Here is a 24,914-nt window from a genome sequence, read left to right as displayed (position 1 = left end):
GTCACAGCCGCGCCCCCTGCAGATCCGCCAGCACGATGCGCAGTAGCTGTTCGGCACGCATGCGCTGCCATTCCAGGATCGAATGCGGACTGAACCGGGCCTCCTCGAACAGCGTCACCAGTTCGCGGGCCGAGGCGTCGTGCAGGACGCCGCGGTCGAAGGCGCGCGCCAGCACCTCCGAGGGGGTGTCGGAAATCAGTGGCGCCACCTCGCGGGCCTGCGCCAGACCGCTCTCCATCGCGACATAGCAGGCGATGATCGCGGCGCGCGCATCCTTTCCGGAGGCCATCATCGCGGCCAGGCCCATTTCGGCGACCTGTGCCAGCGAGACCGGGGCCTCGGCGGGTGCGGGCACCGACGGAACCGCCGGTGCGCCGCGGCCATCGCGGGCGCCGAAGGCCACCACGCCGAGACCGAGGATCGCGACCGCCACCAGCACCGCGGCGCACACGCCCACGAACAGCAGGGCGTGGCCGCTCAACTCCGGGGCGCCGGACAACGGCTGGGTGGTCGGCGGCGCGGTCGTTTCGGGCTGTTGTGCGGTGGCGGGCGGATTCGAACGTGGCGCGGGAGCTTCCTCGCGGCCGCCGGCGAGCAGATACACCGCCCACACGATCGCGGTCAGCACGGCCGCGACGGCGGTGCCGATGAGGATCACGATCCCGAACCGGCTCAATCGGAACGGCTGCCGCTTGCGGTCACGGTCGACCTCGGCCATCGCCAGCGGCGCGTGGTGCTGGCTGGTCAGTACCCCGGCCAGCAGGATCACCACGGACACCAGCGACAGCACCGGCATGAGTGCCACCGTCACCGCCGAGGGCGGGGACGGTACATGCGGGCCGCCGGTGCCCGGCAGGTATCCGCGCAACGCGAAGACGACGCACGCCATCAATGCGATCAGCCCGATCGCGCGTGGTATCGCCGTTCTCACCCCGGCCACGGGCCTCTCCCAGAAAACATCCGAACTGCACAAACAGGCACATCGTTACATGCCGAACGGTCCGTGAGGAGGGAAATCGTGACACCGGACGGTGACCGATGCGGTCTATGCCCCTAGCCGCCAGTTGACAGCCGGTGAAACTGTGACCGCGCACAGCAAATGGCCACGTCTCCGGCAGATCCGTCCAAACGAATGCACTTCACTTCGGCAGACCCTCACGAGAGGTCGGCCACCATGCTTCCCCCGATACGGCCGGCTCGGCGACGCTCGCCGGGCGAGCACCGGGCAACCGGCTCAGCCGGCTCGCGGTGCGCTCGAGATCCGGGGCGGCGGCAACGTCGCGGACCAACTCCGGCAGCGAAACCTCGGTGTAGAGGGTGAGGGGCAGATCGGCGTCGTAGAGCACGTCGACGAGGTTGACGAAGCGCGTCACCGCATCGACCGGAACCCGCCGCAGCGAGGGCACCGCACACACCACCCAGCGCCGGTAGGTGTGGGTGAGGGCCAGAAAGTCGATGGCCGACAAGGGCTTCCCGCAGACTTCGTCGAAATCGACGACCAGCAGGTCCGCCTCCGCGGCCCTCGCCCGCAGCAGGAGATGGGCGATCGGCACCGCGGTCGGCCGGTCGGCGCCGGGCCGGTGCCCGCGGACGTAGCGCCCGCTGGAGAATCCGGTCCGATCACAGATCCGGTCCCGGCACCCGCGAGCGCGGTAATCCTGCGGTCCGTCGACCGCGACCACGGCCAGATGGGCACGCAGCAGCGCGATGGCGGGTTCGAATTTCGCGTGCATCAGCGGATTGGGCAGGAGCTGCTCGGGCGGATAGTTCGAGGTCGCCACCAGCACGATGCGGCGCGCGAACAGTGTCTGGAGCAGGCGGGTCAGCAGCATGGCGTCGCCGACATCGTGAACATGGAATTCGTCGAAACAGATCAGTTCGGTGTCGCCGAGCAGTGCGTCCAACGCGGCCGGCAGACCGCCGGATTCGGCGATCGCGGTATGGAGCCGGGCGAAGAACTGATGAAAGTGGAAGCGGCACTTACGTTTCGAATCCACTCGCTCGAAGAATTCGTCCATGAGCATCGTCTTGCCGCGGCCGGGACGACCGTGCAGGTACACCCCGCGCGGGACGGGCCGCGGAAAAGCCCACCGGCGCCGGCCCGATCGTCCGGCCACCGTAGCCAGTGCCGCCGCGGCAGTGCGCTGAGCGTCATCGAGAACCAGTTCGTCCACGGCCTCCACCCTCCTGAGGGCTCTACGCCTGTAGAGCACCTCTACACTTGTAGAGGACGATCAGGGCGCAAGGCGAGAGAAGGTGACGATGTCCACACCACCCCCGGCGGGTGAGGTGCGCGTAGCGGACCGGCGCGAACTCATCGTCCGCACGGCGATCGACCTGATCGCCCGCGAGGGGCTGCGGGCGCTGACTCATCGGGCCCTCGATACCGAGGCCGGCCTACCGCCCGGCTCGACCTCGTACTACTTCCGCACCAAACGCGCGTTGATCGAGGCGATCGTGGACGCGATCACCGAGCGGTCGCGCACCGATTTCCGTGCCGCCGACCTACCGGCCACCGACCCGGACGATATCGCCGCCGCGGTGGCCGCATGGCTGGACGACCTACTGGCGCAACGCCGTAACCATCTGATCGCCCGCCACATGCTGATCACCGACCTACTCGGCGACCGCGAGCTCCACCCGCGTCTGGTCGCGAGCCTGTTCTCCCATCGGCACGCCCGCGAACTGTTCCGCGCGCTCGGGGCCGCCGATCCCGATACGGCCGCAGCCGATTACATCGCCGTCATCGAGGGCTTGGTATTCGACCGATTCGCCGGTGCACGAAGGGAAGCGGCCGCGGGGACTCGGGAGAGTGCCGAGCAGCTGGCCCGGCCGTTACGTGCCCAACTGCGCGCCGCGGTCGGGTAGGCGACGGCGTCAGGCCGCGGTCAGCACCAGCCCGGATGTCGGCACGCCGGTGCCGGCGGTGACGACGATGTTCTCCAGGCCCTCGACCTGATTCACCGAGCTGCCGCGAATCTGGCGCACCCCCTCGGCGATGCCGTTCATCCCGTGGATGTAGGCCTCGCCCAGCTGGCCGCCGTGGGTGTTGAGCGGCAGCCGGCCGCCGATTTCGATCGCCCCGTCGGCGACGAAATCCTTACCCTCGCCGCGACCGCAGAAGCCCAGCTCCTCGAGCTGCATCAGCACGAACGGGGTGAAGTGGTCGTAGAGAATGGCGGCCTGCATATCGTCGGGCCGCAACTCGCTCTGGGCCCACAGCTGGTCACCCACCAGGCCCATCTCCGGCAGACCGGTCAGGGCGTCGCGGTAATAGCTGGTCATCACGTACTGGTCCGCACCGGAACCCTGGGCCGCACCGGCGATCAGCGCGGGCTTGTTCGGCAGGTCCCGGGCGCGCTCGGCGCTGGTGACCACGATGGCCACACCGCCGTCGGTCTCCTGGCAGCAATCCAGCAGATGCAACGGTTCCGCGATCCAGCGCGAGGCCTGGTGGTCGTCGAGCGTGATCGGCTTGCCGTAGAAGTGGGCCGCCGGATTCACCGCGGCGTGCTTGCGGTCGGCGACCGCCACCCGGCCGAAATCCGCACTACTCGCACCGTATACGTGCATATAGCGCCGGGCCACCATGGCGACCTGCGCGGCCGGAGTGCCCAGGCCGTGCGTATAGGAGAACGCGTTGTCCACACCCGACGAGCTGGGATTGCCGGTCGCCAGATGAGTCGCGAACTGCCCGAAGCGATTTCCGGACCGCTCGTTGAACGCGCGGTAGGCCACCACGACATCCGCGACTCCGGTGGCGACGGCCATGGCGGCCTGCTGCACGGTCGCGGCCGCCGCGCCACCGCCGAACGGGATGTTGCTGAAGAACTTCAGGCTCGGGATACCGGTGGCCCGCGCGACCGCGGCCTGGGTGTTGGTATCCATGGTGAAGGTCGTCAGGCCGTCCACATCGGCGGGGGTCAGCCCCGCGTCCGCGAGGGCGGCGGTGACGGCCTCGGCGGCGAGACGCAGCTCGCTGCGGCCGGAGTCCTTGGAGAAATCGGTGGCGCCGATGCCGACGATGGCGGCGCGGCGGCTCAGACCCGTCACTGGCGTGCCTCCTGCAGGGTGATAACGGCTTTCGCCGTGATGTGGTCGCCGAGGCTGTCCTTGCCGACCACATCGATGGTGATGTCCGCGCCGTCCACGGCCGCCACGGTTCCGCTGAGTGTCAGGGTGTCGCCCGCGTACAGCGGCACACCCAGGCGCAGGGCGACGGATTTCACGACCGCCCCCGGCCCCGCCCAATCGGTGACGAATCGCTGCACCAGGCCGGTATCGGTGAGGATGTTGACGAAGATGTCCTTGGACCCGCGCTCGACGGCCTTGTCGCGGTCGTGGTGCACGTCCTGGAAGTCGCGGGTGGCCAGCGCGGTGGAGACCACGAACGTCGGGTCGGCATGAATCACCAACTCGGGCAGGGTGGTTCCGACCTGCACGGCGGCGGGCTGAATCGTGGAGGTCATCGCACGGCCTTCCAGTAGGGCACGGTGTTGTCGTCGTCGAGCCGCTGGAAGCCCACTTCGACGGGCAGCCCCACCTCGACCTCGGCGGGGTCGATGCCGCGCAGCTCGCCGAGCATGCGCACACCCTCCTCGAGTTCGACCAGGGCGACGACGTAGGGCACCTGCCGGCCGGGCACCTTCGGCGCGTGGTGCACCACGAAACTGAAGACGGTGCCGCGACCGGAGGCCACCACGTAGTCGGACTGTTCGGTGTGGTCCTTCCACAGCGCCGGAACCGGCGGATGCTGCAGCGTCCCGTCCGGCCGGCGCTGGATCCGCAGCTCGCCGAGTTTCGTTCCGTCCCAGAAGAATTCGGTGTCCTTCGATACGGTGGGCCGGACCCGCTTCGCCAGATCCTCCGCCGACACCTCGCCGGGGGCTGCGGCGGGCTTCGCCGTACCGGGTGCGAATTTCAACATCCGGAACAGCATCTCGGTGACCGGTTCGTCGTCGACGTACCAGGTCAGCAGGTAGGTGGCGAACCAGCCCTCACCGAGGCCGGTGCGCTTGGGCCCCACCAGTTCTCGCAGCCTGGTCCGTGCCACCGGACGCTCGCCGAGGCGGAGGTAGCGGTGGTAGGTCTGCTCACAGTTGGTCGCCACCACCGAGGTGTAACCGGCGGCGTCGAGCAGATCGTTGACCGCGTTCATCGGATCATCGGCGGGCCGAGATCCGTGCAGGCCGGGCATGGTCCACACCTGGGCCATGGCCGGCGGCGCGACGATGCCGGGATGTCCGGCGGCACGGGCGGCCTCGTCGTCGACGTAGATCGGGTTGACGTCGCCCAGCGCCTCGACCCAGTTGTTGATCATCGGCTGGTTCACCGGGTCACGGCCGAGGCGCGGAGCGGACTCGCCCAGCTGCTGGATCTTCTCGCCGGCGGCGCGGATCTGTTCCGCCGTCATGGTTTCCGACACGCGAAAACTCCTATCTCGGTACGCGGGGCAGGCGCAGGCCCATCTGCGCGATCAGTTCGCGCATGACCTCGTTGACGCCGCCACCGAAGGTCACGACCAGGTTCTGCTTGGTCCGCTTGTCCAGCCAGGTCAGCAGTTCCGCGGTGGCCGGATCGGCCGGATCGCCGAAGCGACCCACGATCTCCTCCGCCAACCGGCCCGCCTCCTGCAGTGCCTCGGTGGAGAACACCTTGGTCGCCGAGGCATCGGCGATCACATCGCGCTGATCGGCGTCGGGGCGTTCCATATTCGAGGCGACCTGCCAGTTCAGCAGTTCGTTGACTCGCACCATGGCATGCAGGCGGCCCAGTGCGCGCCGCACTTCGGTCTCTTCCAGCACGCCGTGCCGCTGCGACCAGTCGCGCACCCGCTCGTAGAGCTGTTCGATCTTGCCCGACGGGCCCAGGCTGACCCGCTCGTGATTGAGCTGGGTGGTGATGAGCTTCCAGCCGCCGTTCTCCTCCCCGACCAGCATTTCCGCCGGTACGCGGACGTTGTCGAAGTAGGTGGCGTTGGTGTGGTGCGCGCCGTCGGCGGTGATGATCGGCGTCCACGAGTAGCCCGGATCGGTGGTGTCCACGATCAGGATCGAGATGCCCTTGTGGCGGGACTCGACCGAACCGGTGCGCACCGCCAGCCAGACGAAATCGGCCTCATGCGCGCCGGTGGTGAACACCTTCTGCCCGTTGACGATCCAGTCGCCGTTCGCATCCCGCACCGCCGAGGTCCGCAGAGCGGCCAGATCGGTACCGGCGTCCGGCTCGGAATAGCCGATGGCGAAATGGATGTCGCCGGTGAGGATTCCGGGCAGGAACTTGCGCTTCTGCTCCTCGGTACCGAACGACTGCAGCGCCGGGCCGACGGTCAGCAGCGTCACCAGCGGCACCGGCACATCGGCGCGGACCGCCTCGTTGTAGAAGATCTGCTGTTCCAGCGGGCCGAAACCCTGGCCGCCGTACTCCTTCGGCCAGCCCACGCCCAGCCAGCCGTCGCGGCCCATCCGCCTGACCACCGCGCGGTAGGCGTCGCCGTGGCGGTTCACCGCCATCTCGGCCTCCTCCTCGGGAGTGACGAGATCGGCGAAGTAGGCGCGTAATTCGTCGCGCAGCTTGTGCTGTTCAGCGGTCAGATCGATGTACATCTGGCTCCCAACCGGTCCAGCCGGAACGACGCACCGCCGAGCCAGCGGGCGATGTCCTTGGCTTGTGAGTAGTAGCGGTGCAGCGGGTGAGTCACATCGACGCCGATGCCGCCGTGCAGGTGATGGCACCGCTGCATGGCCGCCGGCAGCTCGGAGGCCACACAGAACGCCAGCACGTCCAGATCGTCGTCGACACGTGCAGTGTCCTTGGCGCCACCTCCGGCGTCGCGGGTCGCAGCCCCCGAGGGCTCGGTCCTTCCCTCCTCCGCTCCTCCGCTTCGCTCCCCCGCTCCGTCAGTCCAGGCCCCAGCCGGGCTGCGACCTACATACTGCGCCAGCGACCAGTTCGCGGACGTCGCGGCCACCTGCAGGGTGCGCGAGACCACGTACACGTCGGCGATTTCCTGTGCGACGGCCTGGAATTCGGCCAGCGGGCGGCCGAACTGCTGCCGGGTCCGCAGATGTTCCGAGGTCAGCGCCAGCACACCTTTGAGCAGGCCGTCGGCGACCGCGCCGAGAGTTGCGAGCGCGATCCGGTGCAGGTCCTCCAGCGGAATATCCAACAGCTGCGCGGCCGGAATCACCGTCTCCTCGAAGGACACCGAGAATTCCGGCGCGCCGGTGGAACTCGGGCTCTCGGTGCGGGTGATGCCCTTCGCGTCACCGTCGACGACCGCGATTCCGCGATCGGTCGGCACCAGAATCCACTGGGCCTGTTCCGCGTACGGCACCGCGATCTTGCGGCCGGTGATCCGCACCGAATCGCCGTCGGCCACCGCCTTCGTCCGCGGTTCGGCGACGAACGGGGCGCCCGGCTCGTGCAGTGCCGCGGTCAGGATCGCGCCCTTGGCGACGGCGGGAAAAACCTTGGCCGCCAAGTCGTCTCCGGCATGGCCGACCAGCGGCAGCGCGCCGAACCCGAGGGTCGACAGCGCCGGCACCGCCACCGCGTCGGTCGCGAGTTCGGTCAGCAGGGTCGAGACCTCGAGCAGTCCCATCCCGTCGCCGCCGTGCTGTTCCGGCAGCGGCAGCGCCAGCAGCCCGCTGTCGACCAGCGCGGGCCACAGCGCGAGATCACGCGCGCTGTCGTGTTCGAGCAGGCTCACGACGACTTCGGCGACCGCGTCCTGACTCTCGTCTCTGGTGAAGTCCAATTCTTTTGCTCCCTGTCGGATGTGGGCTGCTCTGGCGGCCCGGCCCTGCGATATCAGCCCTTCGATTCGCGCGGCAGCCCGAGAATCCGCTCACCGGCGACGGTCAGCAGGATCTGTTCGGTGCCGCCGGCGATCGACAGACAGCGCGTGAGCAGGAATTCCTTCACCACGCCGGTGTCCAGCGCACCGGCGGTTCCGGCCAGCTCGGCCGCGAATTCGGCCACCGCCTGCCGGTGCCGGACGCCGACCAGTTTGCGGACGCTGCTCTCCGCAGCGGGGTCACCGCCGGACAGCAACTTCTTGGCCGCGCGCGCCTCCAGCAACGTGCCGGCCACCGATTCGGCGATCAGCGCGCCGAGGCGATCGGCGACCACCTCGGCACCCGGGCCCGCGGTGGGAGCGGCCGCGATCACGGCCTCCAGCTCCTCGCCGATCCCCTTGCCGCCCATGGCCACCCGCTCCGCCGAGAGCGTGGAGCGGGCGATCCGCCAGCCGTTGCCGAGCTCACCCACCAGGCAGTCGTCGGGGACGAACACGTCGTCGAGGAAGACCTCGTTGAAGCGCGCCTCGCCGGTGATCTCGACCAGCGGCCGGATCTCGAGCCCCGGGCTCTTCATGTCGACCAGGAAGTAGCTGATGCCCTTGTGCTTGGGCGCGGTGGAGTCGGTGCGCGCCAAGCAGATTCCCCACGTGGCACGGTCGGCGAGCGAGGTCCACACCTTCTGGCCGCGCAGCTTCCAGCCGCCCTCGACCCGCTCGGCGACGGTGCGCAGCGCCGCCAGATCGGAGCCCGCGCCCGGCTCCGAGAACAGCTGGCACCAGATCACCTCACCGGTGAGCGTCGGCGGGGCGAAGCGCTCGATCTGCTCGGGCGTACCCCATTGCAGCAGGGTGGGAATCGCCCAGTTCGCGATGACGAGGTCGGGTAGTTCGATTCCGGCCTTGCGGATCTGGTCCTCGATCAGGCTGCGCTGAATCGGCCCGGCGTCGCGGCCGTAGGGGGCCGGCCAGTGGCAGGCCAGCAACCCGGCGTCGGCCAATGCGGCACGCTGCTCCGCGGCGGGCAGTGCGGCGATCCGAGTCAGGTCGGCGGCCAGCACCGTCGCCTCGGCGGCGTCCACACCGGCTGCCTCCCAAGCGGTTCCGCCCTCGGCGTCACCGAGGTCGATCGATACCGTGCGGCGCACCCCGGCCTGCGTCAGCTTCGCCACCTCGGCGCGCCAGTGCGCCGAACCGCCCAGCAACGCCCGTAGCGCGGTCGCGCGCCGCAGATACAGGTGCGCGTCGTGCTCCCAGGTGAAGCCGATACCGCCCAGCACCTGGATGCAGTCCTTGGCGTTCTCCACGGCGGCGTCCAGCGCGATCGTCATCGCGACAGCGGCAGCCAATCGCAATTCGCGCCCACCGGAATCGCTCGCATCGGCCGCCGCGGCTATCGCCGGATCAGCCGCTGCCGCAGCGTCTGCGGCCACGGCGCGCGTCTGTTCGGTGCGGCACAGCATCCAGGCGCAGATGTGCTTGATCGCCTGGAATTCGCCGATCTTGCGCCCGAACTGCTCCCGGACCTTGGCGTAGTCGACCGCCGTCTCCAGACACCAGCCCGCGATCCCCGCGGCCTCCGCTGCGATCAGCGTGGCCACGAGATCGCCGACCGCGTACGGCGGTTCGAAGACGTGCTCGGCGGGCATCGCGACGTTCGCGCAGGTCACGCGGGCCAGCGGAGTACTGGGGTCCAGGGGCTCGAGCGCCTCGACCGTCACACCCGGGGTGCCCGCGGGCAGCAGGCACCACAGTTCGCGGTCGCCGGAGCGTACCGGCAGCAACAGCGCGGTCTGCTCGTCGGCGCCGAGCACGGTCTCCCAGGTACCGGTCACCTCCGGTGCGTCGGTTGCGTTGTGCGACAGCACAACAGCCTGGCTCAGGGCGATACCGCAGGGCGTATCCTCGTCGAGGGTGTCGCCGGCAACGAGGCCGGCCAGCGCGGTAGCCGTCACCGGTCCGCCCACGAGATCATGCGCCGCCTGCTCGATCAGCACGGCCAGATCGCTCACGCAGCCGCCCGCGCCGCCGGCCTCCTCGGGGACCGCGACGCGGAAGACGCCGAGGCCCACCAGGCCCGGCCAGAATTCACGCCAGTACCCGGGCGCGCCAGTGCGCATTGTTGCAATCGGGTGCGCCGCTGCGGCCCATCCGCGCATCGACTCCTGGACGGCTTTATGCTCGTCAGTGGTGGCGATGGTCACACTCCATACCGCCTTTCCGGCGTGACTCCCACACCTAGAACATGTTCTAATGTGACGGTCGGGCGTAAGTCAAGGGGCGTCCGTCGCCGCCGCTGAACTACGCTCGTCGGCCACCGGAACCGACGTGCGTGCAGGAAAGGACTTTCACGAATGGCCAGTCCCTCCCGAGAGCAGGCAGCCGACTCGGGTGCGCAGAACGGAGCCCGCAATCGCGCGACGGTCAGCACCCTGAGCGAGGACGAGCTGAGCTCGGCGGCCCAGCGCGAGCGGCGCAAACGAATTCTCGACGCCACCCTCGCGCTCGCCTCCAAGGGCGGTTACGACGCGGTGCAGATGCGCGCGGTCGCCGAACGCGCCGACGTCGCGGTCGGCACGCTGTATCGATACTTTCCCTCGAAGGTGCATCTGCTGGTCTCGGCGCTGGCCCGGGAATTCGAGCAGTTCGACAGCAAACGCAAACCGCTGGCCGGGCAGACCCCGCAGGAACGCATGCACGTGATGCTGACCCAGGTCACCCGGGCCATGCAGCGCGATCCGCTGCTCACCGAGGCCATGACGCGGGCGTTCATGTTCGCCGACGCCTCCGCGGCCGCCGAGGTCGACCGCGTCGGCAAGGTGATGGACCGCTTCTTCGCGCGTGCCGTGAACGAGGGCGAGCCGACCGAACGCGATCTGGCCATCGCCCGGGTGATCAGCGACGTGTGGTTGTCGAATCTGGTGGCGTGGCTCACCCGGCGCGCCTCGGCGACCGATGTGGCCGAGCGTCTCGACCTGACCGTCGACCTGTTGCTGGGCGAGAAGTCCTGAGCGCGCGGCAGGAAGCGGATTGCCGGACAATGTAGGTCCGGGCGTTCGAAACCTGCCTGGCGAGCTCGTGTAAACAGCACGTATCACTGCGCCAACACGCGGGCAAACCTGACCCAGTAAAGTTTCTCGCGCCCTGAAAAATCTCCTCCGATCACTAGGTTGGATGCGTGAGCGCACAGGATCTGCCACACGAACTTCGCCGTGCCTTGTCGGCCGTAGCCCGCGTGCCGCGGCTATTGGTCGCTTCGGACTACGACGGGACAATCGCGCCCATAGTCTCCGATCCGGCAAAGGCCTACCCCCATCGGGAATCGGTCAGCGCATTGCGTGCGCTCGCCGGCCTGACGACCACCACCGCGGCCGTCATCTCCGGCCGCGCGCTGCGAGATCTCGCGGCGCTTTCCCGGCTTCCCGTCGAGGTGCAGTTGATCGGAAGCCACGGCTCGGAATTCGATGTCGGCTTCGTGCACGCCATCGACAACGACGCCAAGCAACTGCTGACCGAGGTGCGCCACGCCCTGGCCGCCATCGCCGACGACAATCCCGGCGTCACCGTCGAAGCCAAACCGGCCAGCATCGCGCTGCATGTGCGCAATGCCACTCCCGAGGTGGGCCGTCGCGCGCTGCAGCAGGCCCGGCAGGGCCCGGCGAGCTGGGTCGGCATCCAGGTCACCGAGGGCAAGGCGGTCATCGAACTGGCCGTCATCCAGACCGACAAGGGCGCCGCTCTCGACATCATCCGCCATCAGGAGGGCGCCTCCGCGGCGGTCTTCTTCGGTGACGACGTCACCGACGAGAAGGCCTTCGCGCGGCTGTCGGGTCCGGATATCGGCATCAAGGTGGGCGACGGCGACAGCCTGGCCGAATACCGGGTGCCCAGTACCGAGGAGGTCGCCAAGGCCTTGGCGTTCCTGCTCGAGGAACGCCGCACCTGGCTGGCGGGTGCGTCCGCGCCGCGCATCGAGCGGCTGACCATGCTGGCTTCCCCGCGCTCCAAGGCACTGCTCACCCCGGACGGGACCGTCAGCTGGTTCTGCCATCCCGAACCGGATTCGGCGGCGGTCTTCGCCCATCTGCTGGGCGGTCCGGCGGCGGGACATTTCACCATCGCCCCCGAGCGCCAGAGTCTGCCGCTGTCACAGCGCTACGTCGACGGCACCATGACCGTCGAAACCCGTTGGTCCAGTTTGAAAATCGTCGACTACCTGCCGCACGACGTCGCACTGGAACGCACCGATCTGACTCGTGTGATCACCGGGGACGCGCGTGCGGTGGTCACCTTCGCACCCCGCCCCGAATTCGGGCAGGTGCCGGTGACGCTGGTCCGCGAACCGGCCGGCCTGCGCGTGCACGGCACCAACGATCCGATCGTGCTGCGCTCCCCCGGCGTGCAGTGGGAGATCTCCGAGGAGGGCATCCACCACGTCGCCCGCGCGGTGGTCGACCCCTCGCAGGGACCGATCGTGCTCGAAATGCGCTGCGGCACCTCCGATCTCGCCCCGGCGATGGTCAGCGAGGCGGACCGGCGCAACGAGGCCGAGCGGTACTGGCGCGACTGGGCCTCCGATCTGAACCTGCCGCCGCTCAAGCCCGATCTGATGAAGCGTTCGGCACTGACGCTGCGCGGACTGGTGCATGCTCCGTCGGGGTCGATTCTGGCCGCGGCCACCACCTCGCTGCCCGAGGACATCGGCGGCGTCCGCAACTGGGACTACCGCTACTGCTGGCTGCGCGACGCCTCGCTCACCGCGCACGCGCTGGTCACCCTGGGCTCGCTGTCGGAGGCCGAGGATTTCCTGGCCTGGACGCACCGCGTGCTCGAGACGCTGGCCGGACCGGAACGCCTGCACCCCCTGTACACGCTGTACGGCGAGACGCTGCCTCCGGAGGCCGTGCTGGACCAGCTGCCCGGTTACGCGGGCTCGCGGCCGGTGCGCGTCGGCAACGCGGCGAATATGCAGGTCCAGCTGGATGTCTTCGGCCCGATCGTCGATCTGATCGCGGCTCTGGCCGAGGCACGCGAGGGCAAGGGCATTCTCGACCCGGCCAAGGCGCTGCCCGACCGCGACTGGGAACTGGTGCAGGCCATGGTCTCGGCCGTGCAGCGACGCTGGCGCGAACCCGACCACGGCATCTGGGAGATCCGCGGCAACCCGCGTCACCACGTGTATTCGAAGGTGATGGGCTGGCTGACCGTCGACCGGGCGCTGAAACTGGCCGAGCGGTTCGACCGCGGCATCGATCCGGTGTGGGTCGAACTGCGCGAGACCATCGCCGACGAGGTCAAGGCCAAGGGCTGGAACGAGCAGGTGCAGTCCTATACGGCCGCCTACGACGGCACCGATCTGGACGCCGCGACTCTGCACATCGGCCTCAGCGGACTGATCGAGCCGTCGGATCCGCGCTTCGCGGCCACGGTCGTCGCCACCGAGGCCGAGTTGCGCAGCGGTTCAACGGTGTACCGCTACCACCACGACGACGGCCTGCCCGGTGGCGAGGGCGGTTTCCACCTGTGTGCCGCCTGGCTGGTGGAGGCCTACCTGCTGATCGGCAAGCGTGAGGATGCCGAGGCGCTGTTCGCCCAGCTGGTGGATGTCGCCGGCCCGACCGGACTGCTCAGCGAGGAGTACGACCCGGTCGCCGAACGTTCCCTGGGCAACCACCCGCAGGCCTACAGCCATCTCGGTCTGCTGCGCTGCGCTCAGTTGCTGAGCCAGCCGGTCGCGGCGATGGTGCAGTAGCGCCGGCTCGCCGGATACCCGTCCTTGGGCCCGCGGTCGCTCGGATCGAGCGGTCGCGGGCCCTGTTCGTGGTGCGGTTCACATCCCGGTCGGTCCGATCGATGGGGTCCGGGGTGGACACATACGCTACATTTAAATGGAAATCGTTTCCGTTAAGAGCTCGTGTGCAGGAGTACCCGCGTGATCAGAAGTTTCGCCGCTCGAATCGCTGTCGTCACGCTGGGAATCACCACCGCGGTCACGCTGGCCGCCTGCTCGGGAACCTCCTCGGATTCGGGGAAGCCGAAGATCGTCGCCTCCACCGACGTGTGGGGCAGCGTCGCGGCGGCGGTCGGCGGTCCCGATGTCGAGGTGAAGTCGATCATCGACAGCCCGAACGTGGACCCGCACTCCTACGAGACCAGCCCGACCGATGCCGCCGCGATCCGCGACGCCGCGCTGGTCGTCTACAACGGCGGGCACTACGACGAGTTCGCCGAGAAGGCGGCCGCGGGCCGTGGCAAACCCAGCATCGCCGCCTTCGACCTGCGCTCGGCGCCGAACGACGAGAACGAACACGTCTGGTACGACATGAAGACGGTCGACGCGGTGGCCGGGCGGATCGCCGACGAACTAGGCCGCATCGATCCCGAGCACCGGCAGGCGTTCGCCGACCGTGCCGCGGCGCTGCGCGGGCAGCTGGCGGGCGTCACCGCGATCACCGCGAAAATCGCTGCCGCGCATCCGAAGTCGCCGGTGCTGCAGACCGAGCCGCTCGCGCACTACCTGCTCGCCGCCGCCGATACCGACGACCGCACCCCGCATCCCTTCGAGGAAGCGATCGAACAGGGCACCGATCCGTCCCCGGCGGATCTGGCCGCGGTACGAGACCTGTTGACCGGCAAGCAGGTTCGAGCGCTGGTCTACAACATCCAGACCGAGGACAAGACCACGAAGGACGTCGCCGCGACCGCGAAATCCGCGGGCGTCCCGATCGTCGAGGTCACCGAAACCCTCCCGGCGAACACCGATTTCGTGACGTGGCAGACCGGCAACGCGACGGCGCTGGCCGGCGCGCTCGGCTGAGGGAGACAGTGATGACGGGGCACACCCGAACCGAGGCGCCCGAGCAGGCCCCGGCGAAGGCATCGCATATCGCCGCCCCCGCGGTATCGCTGCGTGGAGCAAGCCTGGCGTTCGGGCCGCGCACACTCTGGCAGGGCCTCGATCTCGATATCGCGCCCGGCGAATTCGTCGCGGTGCTGGGGCCCAACGGATCCGGTAAGACCTCGCTGCTGCGGATGCTGCTGGGACAGCTCGCGCCCAGTGCGGGCACGGTCGAGGTGAGTGGGGCGCCCGCGCGGCTGGGAAACCCGCGGATCGGCTATGTCCCGCAACAGAAGACGATCGACGCCGGCGTGCAATTGCGCGGCGTCGATCTGGTCGGGCTGGGCGTGGACGGGCATCGCTGGGGCCTGGGCTGGCGCGGCCGGGCCGAACGCCGGCGCCGCGTCGCCGACGCCCTCGCGCAGGTCGGTGCCGAGCATTTCGCGAACGCGCCGCTGGAATCGCTGTCCGGCGGGGAACAGCAGCGGCTGCGGGTGGCGCAGGCGCTGGCCGGTGATCCGCGCGTGCTGCTGTGCGATGAACCGCTGCTGAGCCTGGATCTGGCGAATCAGCGGCTGGTGTCCGAACTCATCGATCGCCGCCGCCGCACCCACGACACCGCGGTGCTGTTCGTGACGCACGAGATCAATCCGATTCTGCCGCTGGTGGATCGGGTGCTGTATCTGGTGGAGGGCAAGTTCCGGATCGGCACCCCGGACGAGGTGATGACCTCGGAGGTGCTGTCGGAGCTCTACGGCACCGAGGTCGACGTACTGCGCGTGCGCGGCCGGCTGGTGGTCGTCGGCACCGGTGACGAGATCGATGCGCTGGGTACGCACCACACCGAGGGAGCCGGCGAATGAACGACAAACTGTCCGATGTCCTCACCAAGATGCTGGATCTGCACACCACCGCCGACCTGCTGTCCTACGACTTCGTGCAGCAGGCCGTGCTCGCGGCCGCCCTGCTGGGACTGCTCGCCGGCGTGATCGGACCGCTCATCGTGAACCGGCAGATGTCGTTCGCCGTGCACGGCACCAGCGAACTGTCGCTCACCGGTGCGGCGGCGGCGCTGCTGGTCGGCATCGGCGTGGGCGCCGGAGCGATCGCGGGTTCGGTGATCGCGGCCGTCATGTTCGGGCTGCTGGGTTCCAAGGCGCGCGAACGTGATTCGGTGATCGCGGTGGTGATGTCGTTCGGGCTCGGCCTGTCGGTGCTGTTCCTCTGGCTGGGGCCCAGTCGCGCCGGATCGAAATTCTCCCTGCTCACCGGACAGGTGGTCAGTGTCGGCGGCACCGGACTCACCTCGCTCGCGCTCTGCACCATCGGCGTGCTGGCGGTGCTCGCGTTCATCTATCGCCCCTTGCTTTTCGCCAGCACCGACCCCGAAGTGGCCGTGGCGCGCGGGGTTCCGGTGCGCGCGCTCTCGGTGGTGTTCGCGGTGCTGCTCGGCGTGACCGCCGCCTTCGGGGTGCAGATCGTCGGCGCCCTGCTGGTGCTGTCGCTGCTGATCACCCCCGCCGCGGCCGCCGCCCAGCTCACCGCGAGCCCGCTGCGGGCGACGCTGCTGTCGGTGCTGTTCGCCGAAATCGCCGCGGTCGGCGGAATTCTGCTGTCGCTGGCACCCGGCGTCCCGGTTTCGACCTTCATCACGACCATTTCGTTCGTGATCTACCTGGTCTGCCGGTTCATCGGCCGCCCGATCCTGCGGGCCCGCCGGCGCACGGCACTGCGGACGCCGGCCACTTCCGAGTCACGAGTGGGCGTCGTGTCGGATCCGGCTCCGCGGATCGACGCCTCGGATGACCTGGATTCGCCACGGAGTGACGCGGAGGACCCGCAGCTGCCGGTCCGCGGGTGAGGTCCAGAAGGTGCGCTCGCCCCTCTCGGGTCAATTCGGCCAGCATGACTGGCCGCCCGGTCCCGACAGCAGCACGACCAGGACGGAGCCGCCCATCATGATCATCACCGCAAAGCCGCTCAGGGCGACGAGGTACCAGTTGATGTCGCGGCGGCGCGACCACAGGCGGATCAGCACGAGAAGTCCGAGGGCCAGCATGACAGCGGCGCCGGTGACCTGAAACGTCTGCGCAGCGCGGAATGCCGCGTCCCGTGCGGCAGCGTCACCGTGGATCTCGTCGCAGTAGTCACCGACTCCGTCCGTGAAGAACAAGTAGCCGCCCAGAAAGATGAACGGGCCCAGCGCAACCGAGGCGAGCGCGTACATCCAGGCGAGCACGAAGGGGCGGTCGAGCAGAAGCCTCATCGGCCGAACAGTAATTTCCCACCGGTGCTGGGAAGTCTCGGACGATCCGCCCGCGTGCTCAGTTCGCGCCGCTCTCACCGGCGAGCGCGAACAGCCCGTCGGCGGTCTGCTCGATCAAGCCGTCGACGAGCAGGGAATCCAGTGCCCGATCGCGCTGGCCCGGATCGCGGGTCCAGGCCAGGTCCAGAGCCACTCGTTCGACCGGTCCGGTCGCCGCGCGCAGCACGTCGAGGAGGCGGCCGCGCGCCTGCCGGTCCGTGCCGTCGTACTTCTGGGTGCGACGCACCACGTCCGAGGCCGGACGACCGGAGGTGACCCACGTGCAGCGCGGCAGCGGACAGCGTTCGCAGTCGGGATTGCGCGCGGTGCAGACGGTGGCTCCCAGCTCCATCAACGCCGCGGAGAAGACGGCCGCCCGGTCGACCCGGACCGGCAGCAGGGCCTCGGTTTCGGCCAGATCGCGGGTGCGTGGGTTCCCGGCTTCGGCCCGGCCGTGCACCGCCCGGGCGACTACACGGCGAACATTGGTGTCCACCACCGGAACTCGCTGCCCGTAGGCGAAGCAGGCCACCGCCCGCGCGGTATAGGCGCCGATGCCGGGGAGGGTGAGCAGCACCTCGACATCGTCGGGCACCACGTCGCCGTATTCGGCGGCGAGCACCCGCGCGCATTCGTGCAACCGCAGGGCGCGGCGCGGATAGCCGAGCTTGCCCCACGCGCGCAGCACCTCGCCGGGCGAGGCGGCGGCCATGGCCGAGGGCACCGGCCAGCGCCGCACCCATTCCCGCCAGATCGGCTCCACCCGGACCACGGGCGTCTGCTGCAGCATGATCTCGCTCATCAGGATCTGCCAGGCGCTCACTCCCGGGCGCCGCCACGGCAGGTCCCGGGCCGACTGCTCGTACCAGTCGATCAGGACGTCACTGTCCACGCCCGCGGCCGGGTCGCGGGTGGCCTCGGCCGCCGTCTTCGAGCTCACGACATCACCGCCGCGCGAGCCCGCCGGTGATCCGAAATTTGCCCATGTGTAGCCGAACGGACTCGCCGGTAGCCCTCAAGCCATGGAAAATGGGACGCATGCCTCATACCAACCCGATCAGTGCCTGGAAGTCTCTCCGCGAGGGTAACGACAGGTTCGTCAACGGCACACTGCAGCACCCCAGCCAGGGCGCCGCCGACCGCGCCAAACTCGTCGGCGGGCAGCAGCCCCGGGCCATCCTGTTCGGGTGCGGCGACTCCCGGGTCGCCGCCGAGATCATCTTCGACCAGGGCCTCGGCGATATGTTCGTGGTCCGTACCGCCGGCCACGTCGTCGACGAGTCGGTGCTCGGTTCGATCGAATACGGCGTCGAAATCCTCAACGTGCCGCTGATCGTCGTCCTTGGGCACGACAGTTGCGGCGCGGTCCGCGCGACCATCGACGCACTCGACGACGGCAACGTGCCCGGCGGATTCATCCGCAGCGTGGTCGAGCGCGTGACGCCGTCCATCCTGACCGGCCGCCGTGACGGACTCACCGAGGTCGATGAACTCGAGGCCCGCCACGTGCAGGAAACCGCGCGCTTGCTCACCGATCGCTCGAAGATCGTGTCCGATCGGGTCGCGAGCGGGCAGTGCGCCATCGCCTGTGTGAACTACAAGCTTGCCGACGGCCGCGCGCTGCTGCACAAGGTGATCGGCGATATCGGCGAAACGGTCTGAACCACAACGGTTCTCACGCGGTGATCGCCGGGTGACGGCGCCGTCGCGGAAGCGGGCGCGAAAATGTACCCGGCGTCACCGCCATTTCGGCGCCGACACGCCGCGTACCTGAGCGGAACGGCACGATCGTGCCCTTACCGTTGTTGCCGTGCTGGAACCGAATGGACCGCTGCCGCCGGAGATCTACTGGCGTCGCCGCCTGCTCGCCATCGGCGCGCTGATCGTCGCGCTCGCTCTGGTCATCTGGCTGGCGTTGATGTTGCTGCGCAGCGGCGGGGGCGACAAGGACCCCAAGGCCGCGGCGGCGACCTCCACCTCCGCCAAGGCGGCCGGGTCCACCACCGCCGATCCCAGCGGTTCGCAGGTTCCGGCCTCGGGCACCGTCAATTCGACGGCCAGCGGCGTCCCGGCGCCGTGTCCGGATCAGTCGCTGGCGGTGAAGGTGACCGTCGGCCAGCCGACCTACAAGGCCGGTGATCAGCCGGTGATCACCATCGTGCTGACCAACATCTCCACCGCGGCCTGCAGCCGGGATATGGGTTCGGGCCTGCAGCAGGTGTGGGTGCAGTCGCTGGACGGTCAGCGCAAGCTGTGGTCGAACACCGACTGCGATCAGGGCGGTCCGGCCGATGTGCGCACGCTCAACGGCGGCCAGCAGGCGGCGTTCACCCTCACCTGGTCGGGCACCACGTCGCAGCCGGGTTGTGCGGGCGATCGCGTTCCGGTGCCGGCCGGTGGATACGCGGTGGTGGCGCAGTTCGGTTCCGTGCGCAGCGCACCGGAGACCTTCAACATCGCCTGACGCGAGGCTCGAATCCGGCAGCGCCCGAAGCGGTTCAGACGGTGCCGGATTCCGTCCGGTTCAGACGGTGCCGGATTCCGTCCGGTTCAGACGGTGCCGGATTCCGTCGATCGGACCGCACCGGACTCCGACAGCCGGGACAGGCCCTCGCGGATCTGGCGGGCCAGATGCGCATCGATACCGTCGACGCCCTCGATCTCCGACGCACTCGCCGATACCAGGCCCGACAGCGAGCCGAAGGCGGCGATCACGGGTTCGGCGCGGCGCAGCGGCACCCGCGGGATCTCGGCGAGCACCCGGTATCCGCGCGGGCCCACGGCGGTGTCGAGAGCTTCGAACGTCGCCGGAAAACCCAGGGCCGGTGCGAGATTGGTGAGTTCGAGCAGATCCACCTCGAGCAGCCCGTCGAGGGCGGCCAGGGTGCGGTCGACCATCGCGTCGTCGACCGGTTCGCTGCGGATGTAGTCGCGGACCAGCAGGCGGCGCAGGGCCTCGGTGTTGCCGACGAGTTCGGCCAGTTGCAGCGCCAGCTGGCGGCCGTCGACGCCGAGTTCGGCCACGTCGGAACTGATTTCGCGCGCGACGCGGCGGACCAGTTCCAGGCAGTGCACCACCGCCAGCACATCGCGCACCGTCGCGCAGTCGTTCAGTTCCACCAGTGACAGCTGCCGGGTGGTCTCGTCCAGCCGGGAGCGGTAGCGCTCCAGCGTCGCCATCGCCTGATTGGCTCGCGACAGGATGGTCTCCGAGGTCTGGATCGGATGCCGATGCCCGTTGAGATAGACCGTGACGATGCCCGTCGAGCGGCTCACCGACACCACCGGATAGCCGGTCTGCGCGGCGGTGCGCTCGGCCGCCTTGTGGCGGGTGCCGGATTCGGTGGTCGGCAGGCCGGGGTCGGGCACCAGATGGACGTTGGCGCGGCGGATGCGTGCGCCGTCGGTCGAAAGCACCACGGCGCCATCCATTTTCGACAGCTCACGCAGCCGGGTCGGCGAGAATTCGACATCGAGTTCGAATCCGCCGTCGCAGATTCGTTCCAGCTCCTCGTCGTAGCCGAGCACGATCAGCCCGCCGGTGCGGGCGCGCAGAATCCGGTCGATACCGTCGCGCAGTTCGGTGCCCGGCACCAGCCGGGCGATGGTGGTGCTCAGACCGGGATCGTCGTCGGCCCGGACCGCCTCCGCCGCCGGCATCGCCTCCGCCGCATCCGCCGCGATCGGCACATCCGCTGGGCTCACGAACCTGCCGCGCGGCGCGGGACGGCCGAGCAGGTGGGTCACCCAACGGCCCGGGATCATTCCACAGCCTCCACACGCTCGCGTCGTCGCTTCGACAAACCACTCGAGGCGAGCGCCGCACGAACACTCGCGACCTCGTGCACCTTCATCCCGATGCCGGACAGGTCGGTCCCCGGCGGTACCAACGCCTCCGTGAAACCTAGCCGCTCGGCTTCGCGCAACCTGCGCCCGACCCCCGTGACACGCCGGACCTCCCCGGCGAGACCGACCTCGCCCAGCACAACCATGCCCGCGCGCAGCGGGATATCGCGTTCGGCGCCGGTGATCGCGACCGCGACGGCCAGATCGGCGGCGGGTTCGGTCAATCGCATCCCGCCGACCGTGGCGGCATACACGTCGTGCTTGCCCAGATACACACCGCAGCGGCTCTGCAGCACCGCGAGCACCATCGACACACGGTTGTAGTCCAGACCGCTCACCGCCCGCCGCGGCGCGGGTACCTGGGTGGATACGGTCAACCCCTGCACCTCGCCGAGCAGCGGCCGCTTACCGTCCATCGCGACGGTGATCGCGGTCCCGGGAACCTGATCCGCGCGGTGATGCAGGAACAGTCCGGACGGATCGCTCACCCCGACGATGCCGTCGTCGTGCAGTTCGAAACAGCCCACCTCGTCGGCACTGCCGAAGCGGTTCTTGATGCCGCGCACCATGCGCAGAGTGGAGTGTTTGTCGCCCTCGAACTGCAACACCACGTCCACCAGGTGTTCGAGGGTGCGCGGCCCGGCGACATTGCCGTCCTTGGTGACGTGGCCGACCAGCAGCACCGCGATCCCGCTCGCCTTGGCCAGGGAGGTGAGGGCCGCGGTCACGGCACGCACCTGGGTGACGCCGCCGATCACCCCGTCCGCGTCGGCGGCCAGCATGGTCTGCACCGAATCGACCACCAGCAGTGTCGGCCGGACCTGATCGACATGGCCGAGAATCGTGGCGAGATCGGATTCGGCTGCGAGATAGACCCTTTCGTGCACGGCCCCGGTCCGGTCGGCGCGCAGCCGGACCTGTCCGGCGGACTCCTCGGCGGTGACGTAGAGCGCGCGCTCGTCGCGTTGCCGGGCCCAGCGGTGGGCGACCTCGAGCAACAGCGTCGACTTGCCGACGCCCGGTTCACCCGAGAGCAGCACCACCGATCCCGGCACCACCCCGCCGCCGAGGACGCGGTCCAATTCCGCGACACCGGTGGGCCGGGCGCGGGTGACCTTCGAATCGATGGTCGAGATGGGCGCCGCGGCCGTCGAGGGCAGCAGCGCCCGGCGCCCGGCGGCATGCGTTCCCGCACCGGCGCCGGCCGTCACCACCTCGTCGACGGTCCCCCATTCGTTGCACCCCGGGCAGCGCCCCACCCATTTGGCAACCTCGTTCCCGCATGCCGAGCAGCGGTACAGCGATTTCACCTTGGCCACGTGCGCAGCCTAGAGAGAGGGGCCGACACGGGCCGGTATACCGGGGCGGGTGCGCGCAGGCGTGGCTCAGTGGCCGCCGTGCTCGGCGACCGTCGCGCCCTCGTGCCGCGGGGTGTCCGGGCCGGCGTCGACGGGCACCTGCACCTGCACGGTGCCGGCGTTCTTGAAGTTGAAGGTCACGCCGTAGGTCAGGCCGGGCACGATGTCCTTGGACAGCCCGGTGACCTCGACCAGGATCGGATGCGCGTTCGGGTCGGCCGGCTGATCGGGCGTTCCGGCGCCCTCCTGGCGCGGCGACGCGCTGTGCTCGGGCGTGGGGGTCGCGGCCGAGCTGGTGGGCTGCGCGGGAGCGGAGGTCGGCGTCGAGTTCTCGCCCGCCTGGGCCGCCTTGGCCGCTTCCGGGCTCGCGGCGACGACCGTCTGCCCCGGGATCAGCTCCGGCGTGGCCGGGGTGATCTTCACCTGGCCGAGGTCGGTGGTGATGCTGACCAGTGTGTCGGTCTTGGACGAACCCTCGTTGATCGCACTGAACGCGACGACGGACTTGCCGCCCTTGGCGTTGGTGTACTCCTCCGACTGCGGCAGCAGGATGCGCACGTCACGCAGCGCCACATTGCCGACGGTGGCCGCGGCGCCGTTGACGGCGGGCACCTGGCCCGCGGTCTGCGAGATCTGACCGGCACCGCATCCGGACAACGCCAGCGCCGCACCGGTGGCCAGCGCGGCAACAGCGATTGCGCGCCGCGACACCTTGGTCACATTCGACGCTGTGGTGGCTTTCAGGGCAGTCACGGGTTGTCCTCCATGTCGACCGGCTCACTCCACGATGGAGAGTAGTAGTAGGCAGCGTAGTAGTTCACAGGGTGGTCGGTGTGGACCGGTCCGGTGTAAGGTTCCGCGGCGACCCGCGAGCCGCGTATCCCCTTCTGCCGCAACAAGATGCATACGCTTCGCGATCTGTCAAGCCCCAAGGTCTGCCTGTTGTGGCCCCTGACCTGCGCCGTTGATCGCAGCGTTATCGAGTCGCATGTTAAACTGTGAACATCGAAAGGGGCACGGGACACATGATTTTTAAGGTCGGAGACACCGTCGTTTACCCCCACCACGGAGCGGCGCTGATCGAAGCAATCGAGACTCGCACCATCAAGGGTGTTCAGAAAGAGTATCTGGTCCTGAAGGTCGCCCAAGGCGATCTCACCGTTCGGGTTCCCGCAGAGAACGCGGAGTACGTCGGCGTCCGCGACGTCGTCGGCCAGGAAGGTCTCGACCGAGTCTTCCAGGTGCTACGCGCTCCGCACACGGAGGAGCCGACGAACTGGTCTCGGCGGTACAAGGCCAACCTCGAGAAGCTCGCCTCCGGCGATGTGAACAAGGTGGCCGAGGTCGTCCGCGACCTGTGGCGTCGGGAGCAGGACCGCGGCCTGTCCGCCGGCGAGAAGCGGATGCTGGCCAAGGCCCGGCAGATCCTGGTCGGTGAGCTCGCGCTCGCCGAGGGCACCGACGACGTCAAGGCCGAGACCCTGCTCGACGAGGTTCTCGCCGCGGCCTCCTGACCGCATCGCCTTGACGCTCAACTCCCGCCGCGTTGTGGCATTGGTTCCTGCCGCCGGCCGGGGCGTTCGCCTGGGTGAATCGACACCCAAGGCGTTCGTCCCGGTCGGCGGCAGTCCCATGCTCGTACACGCAGTAGACGGTCTGATCGCGTCCGGGGTCGTCGACCGCATCGTGATCATGGCGCCCATCGAGATGATCGATGCGGCCCGGGAACTGCTCGCCGCCCGTGCCCACGCGGCCAGCCCGATACCGGTCGACGTGGTGGCCGGCGGCGTGGAACGCACCGACTCGGTCCGTGCCGGCCTGGCCGCCGCATCGGAGGCCACTCATGTCCTCGTGCACGACGCGGCCCGCGCCCTGACGCCGCCGTCGCTGATCGCGCGAGTCGTGGACGCGCTGAACGCCGGTCACCGCGCCGTCGTTCCCGGCATTCCGGTGGCCGACACCATCAAGGCCGTCGATGCGGTCGGCGACGTCACCGGTACGCCCGACCGTTCGGGGCTGCGGGCCATTCAGACTCCCCAGGGCTTCGATGCCGGGCTGCTGCGCGAGGCGTACGCGCTCGACCTGCCCGCCACCGACGACGCGGGCCTCGTGGAGGCCACCGGCGCGACCGTCTCGGTGGTCCCGGGCGATCCGCTGGCTTTCAAGATCACCGGCCCACTCGATCTGAAACTCGCGAACGCGCTGGTAGCGGACGCCACACTCCCCGCGACGACCGGAGCGGCGGTGACCGGATGACCGATCTCACCGCGCTGCGCACCGGCATCGGCAGCGATGTGCATCCCATCGAACCGGGCCGGCCCTGCTGGATGGCCGGACTGCTGTTCGAGGGCGACGACGGGTGCTCCGGACATTCCGACGGCGATGTGGCCGCCCACGCTCTGTGCGACGCGCTGCTCTCGGCCGCCTGCCTGGGCGACGTCGGCGCGGTCTTCGGCACCGGACGGCCCGAATGGGAAGGCGTATCCGGCGCCGCGATGCTGACCGAGGTGCGGCGACTGCTCGCCGAATCCGGATATCGGATCCTCAACGCGGCGGTACAGATCATCGGTAATCGCCCCAAGATCGGGCCGCGACGCGCCGAAGCGCAAAAAATACTCGGCGAATTACTCGACGCACCGGTTTCGGTATCCGGTACGACTTCCGACGGTCTGGGACTCACCGGACGCGGTGAGGGCATCGCCGCGGTGGCGACCGCATTACTCGTGCACGACGGGCGATGTAGTACCGCATAACCGCAGTCGGCGATCC

General features: G+C 69.0%; 24 protein-coding genes. 11 read left to right on the top strand and 13 right to left on the bottom strand.

Annotated elements, in window-relative coordinates; all coding sequences use genetic code 11:
• Window position 1: 1 nt before the first annotated feature.
• The gene (locus C8258_RS06945; protein WP_233224924.1) at window positions 2-940 is read right to left on the bottom strand and encodes a DUF4129 domain-containing protein; all 939 of its coding nucleotides are present in this window, start codon (window positions 938-940) and stop codon (window positions 2-4) included.
• A gap of 199 nt (window positions 941-1,139) precedes the next feature.
• The gene (gene zapE, locus C8258_RS06940) at window positions 1,140-2,174 is read right to left on the bottom strand and encodes a cell division protein ZapE (protein ID WP_106954605.1); all 1,035 of its coding nucleotides are present in this window, start codon (window positions 2,172-2,174) and stop codon (window positions 1,140-1,142) included.
• An 88-nt stretch (window positions 2,175-2,262) separates the two neighbouring features.
• On the opposite strand from zapE, the gene C8258_RS06935 reads away from it, so the two are divergent.
• Window positions 2,263-2,868 carry a TetR/AcrR family transcriptional regulator gene (locus C8258_RS06935; RefSeq protein WP_106954453.1) on the top strand — a complete coding sequence of 202 codons (606 nt, stop codon included), beginning with the start codon at window positions 2,263-2,265 and terminating at the stop codon, window positions 2,866-2,868.
• Window positions 2,869-2,877: 9 nt separating this feature from the next.
• Here C8258_RS06935 and C8258_RS06930 read toward each other — a convergent pair whose 3' ends face one another.
• The 6 genes from C8258_RS06930 to C8258_RS06900 are packed head-to-tail and all read right to left on the bottom strand — an operon-like array spanning window position 2,878 to window position 9,957.
• The gene (locus tag C8258_RS06930; RefSeq protein WP_036497536.1) at window positions 2,878-4,053 is read right to left on the bottom strand and encodes a lipid-transfer protein; all 1,176 of its coding nucleotides are present in this window, start codon (window positions 4,051-4,053) and stop codon (window positions 2,878-2,880) included.
• Window positions 4,050-4,469 carry a MaoC family dehydratase gene (locus C8258_RS06925; protein WP_106954452.1) on the bottom strand — a complete coding sequence of 140 codons (420 nt, stop codon included), beginning with the start codon at window positions 4,467-4,469 and terminating at the stop codon, window positions 4,050-4,052. The genes C8258_RS06930 and C8258_RS06925 overlap by 4 nt, the downstream gene beginning before the upstream one ends.
• Window positions 4,466-5,413 (bottom strand): bifunctional MaoC family dehydratase N-terminal/OB-fold nucleic acid binding domain-containing protein, encoded by a 948-nt coding sequence (locus tag C8258_RS06920; protein WP_106954604.1) that lies wholly within the window; start codon window positions 5,411-5,413, stop codon window positions 4,466-4,468. Before C8258_RS06920 ends, C8258_RS06925 begins: the two co-directional genes overlap by 4 nt.
• A 22-nt stretch (window positions 5,414-5,435) precedes the next feature.
• Complete coding sequence (locus C8258_RS06915) at window positions 5,436-6,605, bottom strand: acyl-CoA dehydrogenase family protein (protein WP_106954451.1); 1,170 nt, start codon at window positions 6,603-6,605, stop codon at window positions 5,436-5,438.
• Window positions 6,590-7,759 (bottom strand): acyl-CoA dehydrogenase family protein, encoded by a 1,170-nt coding sequence (locus C8258_RS06905; protein WP_233224923.1) that lies wholly within the window; start codon window positions 7,757-7,759, stop codon window positions 6,590-6,592. The genes C8258_RS06915 and C8258_RS06905 overlap by 16 nt, the downstream gene beginning before the upstream one ends.
• 53 nt (window positions 7,760-7,812) lie before the next feature.
• Window positions 7,813-9,957 carry an acyl-CoA dehydrogenase family protein gene (locus C8258_RS06900; protein WP_369974717.1) on the bottom strand — a complete coding sequence of 715 codons (2,145 nt, stop codon included), beginning with the start codon at window positions 9,955-9,957 and terminating at the stop codon, window positions 7,813-7,815.
• Window positions 9,958-10,152: 195 nt separating this feature from the next.
• Here C8258_RS06900 and kstR point away from each other — a divergent pair, with 195 nt between their 5' ends.
• The 5 genes from kstR to C8258_RS06875 all read left to right on the top strand — a co-directional run bounded on the left by kstR (window position 10,153) and on the right by C8258_RS06875 (window position 16,497).
• Window positions 10,153-10,809: a cholesterol catabolism transcriptional regulator KstR gene (kstR, locus tag C8258_RS06895; RefSeq protein ID WP_030517308.1), complete on the top strand. Its 657-nt coding sequence runs from the start codon at window positions 10,153-10,155 to the stop codon at window positions 10,807-10,809.
• A gap of 167 nt (window positions 10,810-10,976) precedes the next feature.
• A complete protein-coding gene (otsB, locus tag C8258_RS06890) occupies window positions 10,977-13,550 on the top strand; it encodes a trehalose-phosphatase (RefSeq protein WP_036497525.1) in 2,574 nt (857 codons plus the stop codon).
• 180 nt (window positions 13,551-13,730) lie between these two features.
• On the top strand, window positions 13,731-14,615 hold the full coding sequence (locus tag C8258_RS06885) for a metal ABC transporter solute-binding protein, Zn/Mn family (RefSeq protein WP_233224922.1): 885 nt from the start codon (window positions 13,731-13,733) through the stop codon (window positions 14,613-14,615).
• An 11-nt stretch (window positions 14,616-14,626) separates the two neighbouring features.
• A complete protein-coding gene (locus C8258_RS06880) occupies window positions 14,627-15,499 on the top strand; it encodes a metal ABC transporter ATP-binding protein (protein WP_106954449.1) in 873 nt (290 codons plus the stop codon).
• The gene (locus C8258_RS06875) at window positions 15,496-16,497 is read left to right on the top strand and encodes a metal ABC transporter permease (protein WP_106954448.1); all 1,002 of its coding nucleotides are present in this window, start codon (window positions 15,496-15,498) and stop codon (window positions 16,495-16,497) included. The genes C8258_RS06880 and C8258_RS06875 overlap by 4 nt, the downstream gene beginning before the upstream one ends.
• A 30-nt stretch (window positions 16,498-16,527) precedes the next feature.
• Here C8258_RS06875 and C8258_RS06870 read toward each other — a convergent pair whose 3' ends face one another.
• Together C8258_RS06870 and C8258_RS06865 are read right to left on the bottom strand one after the other, a co-directional pair.
• The gene (locus tag C8258_RS06870; protein WP_106954447.1) at window positions 16,528-16,902 is read right to left on the bottom strand and encodes a hypothetical protein; all 375 of its coding nucleotides are present in this window, start codon (window positions 16,900-16,902) and stop codon (window positions 16,528-16,530) included.
• Window positions 16,903-16,960: 58 nt separating this feature from the next.
• Window positions 16,961-17,881 (bottom strand): A/G-specific adenine glycosylase, encoded by a 921-nt coding sequence (locus C8258_RS06865; RefSeq protein WP_304598373.1) that lies wholly within the window; start codon window positions 17,879-17,881, stop codon window positions 16,961-16,963.
• Between the two features lie 98 nt (window positions 17,882-17,979).
• On the opposite strand from C8258_RS06865, the gene C8258_RS06860 reads away from it, so the two are divergent.
• Both C8258_RS06860 and C8258_RS06855 read left to right on the top strand, forming a co-directional pair.
• Window positions 17,980-18,603 carry a carbonic anhydrase gene (locus C8258_RS06860; RefSeq protein ID WP_036497560.1) on the top strand — a complete coding sequence of 208 codons (624 nt, stop codon included), beginning with the start codon at window positions 17,980-17,982 and terminating at the stop codon, window positions 18,601-18,603.
• A 148-nt stretch (window positions 18,604-18,751) separates the two neighbouring features.
• Window positions 18,752-19,405: a DUF4232 domain-containing protein gene (locus C8258_RS06855; protein ID WP_106954446.1), complete on the top strand. Its 654-nt coding sequence runs from the start codon at window positions 18,752-18,754 to the stop codon at window positions 19,403-19,405.
• An 86-nt stretch (window positions 19,406-19,491) separates the two neighbouring features.
• Here C8258_RS06855 and disA read toward each other — a convergent pair whose 3' ends face one another.
• The 3 genes from disA to C8258_RS06840 form a co-directional block, all read right to left on the bottom strand.
• Entirely contained in the window at window positions 19,492-20,601 is a 1,110-nt protein-coding gene (gene disA / locus C8258_RS06850) for a DNA integrity scanning diadenylate cyclase DisA (RefSeq protein WP_051024163.1), read from the bottom strand.
• 101 nt (window positions 20,602-20,702) lie between these two features.
• Entirely contained in the window at window positions 20,703-22,106 is a 1,404-nt protein-coding gene (gene radA, locus C8258_RS06845; protein WP_106954445.1) for a DNA repair protein RadA, read from the bottom strand.
• Window positions 22,107-22,172: 66 nt separating this feature from the next.
• Window positions 22,173-22,898 (bottom strand): hypothetical protein, encoded by a 726-nt coding sequence (locus tag C8258_RS06840; protein WP_233224921.1) that lies wholly within the window; start codon window positions 22,896-22,898, stop codon window positions 22,173-22,175.
• Between the two features lie 272 nt (window positions 22,899-23,170).
• Here C8258_RS06840 and carD point away from each other — a divergent pair, with 272 nt between their 5' ends.
• The 3 genes from carD to ispF are packed head-to-tail and all read left to right on the top strand — an operon-like array spanning window position 23,171 to window position 24,898.
• Window positions 23,171-23,659 (top strand): RNA polymerase-binding transcription factor CarD, encoded by a 489-nt coding sequence (gene carD, locus C8258_RS06835; RefSeq protein ID WP_019931623.1) that lies wholly within the window; start codon window positions 23,171-23,173, stop codon window positions 23,657-23,659.
• 10 nt (window positions 23,660-23,669) lie between these two features.
• The gene (gene ispD / locus C8258_RS06830) at window positions 23,670-24,401 is read left to right on the top strand and encodes a 2-C-methyl-D-erythritol 4-phosphate cytidylyltransferase (RefSeq protein ID WP_106954444.1); all 732 of its coding nucleotides are present in this window, start codon (window positions 23,670-23,672) and stop codon (window positions 24,399-24,401) included.
• Window positions 24,402-24,415: 14 nt separating this feature from the next.
• Window positions 24,416-24,898 carry a 2-C-methyl-D-erythritol 2,4-cyclodiphosphate synthase gene (gene ispF / locus C8258_RS06825; RefSeq protein WP_106954600.1) on the top strand — a complete coding sequence of 161 codons (483 nt, stop codon included), beginning with the start codon at window positions 24,416-24,418 and terminating at the stop codon, window positions 24,896-24,898.
• Window positions 24,899-24,914 lie beyond the last annotated feature (16 nt).

This window comes from Nocardia sp. MDA0666 (genome assembly GCF_003023875.1).
Lineage (GTDB): Bacteria > Actinomycetota > Actinomycetes > Mycobacteriales > Mycobacteriaceae > Nocardia > Nocardia aobensis.
The sequence above is the reverse complement of the archived record's forward strand: the minus strand, read 5'-3'. Positions and strand labels throughout refer to the sequence as shown.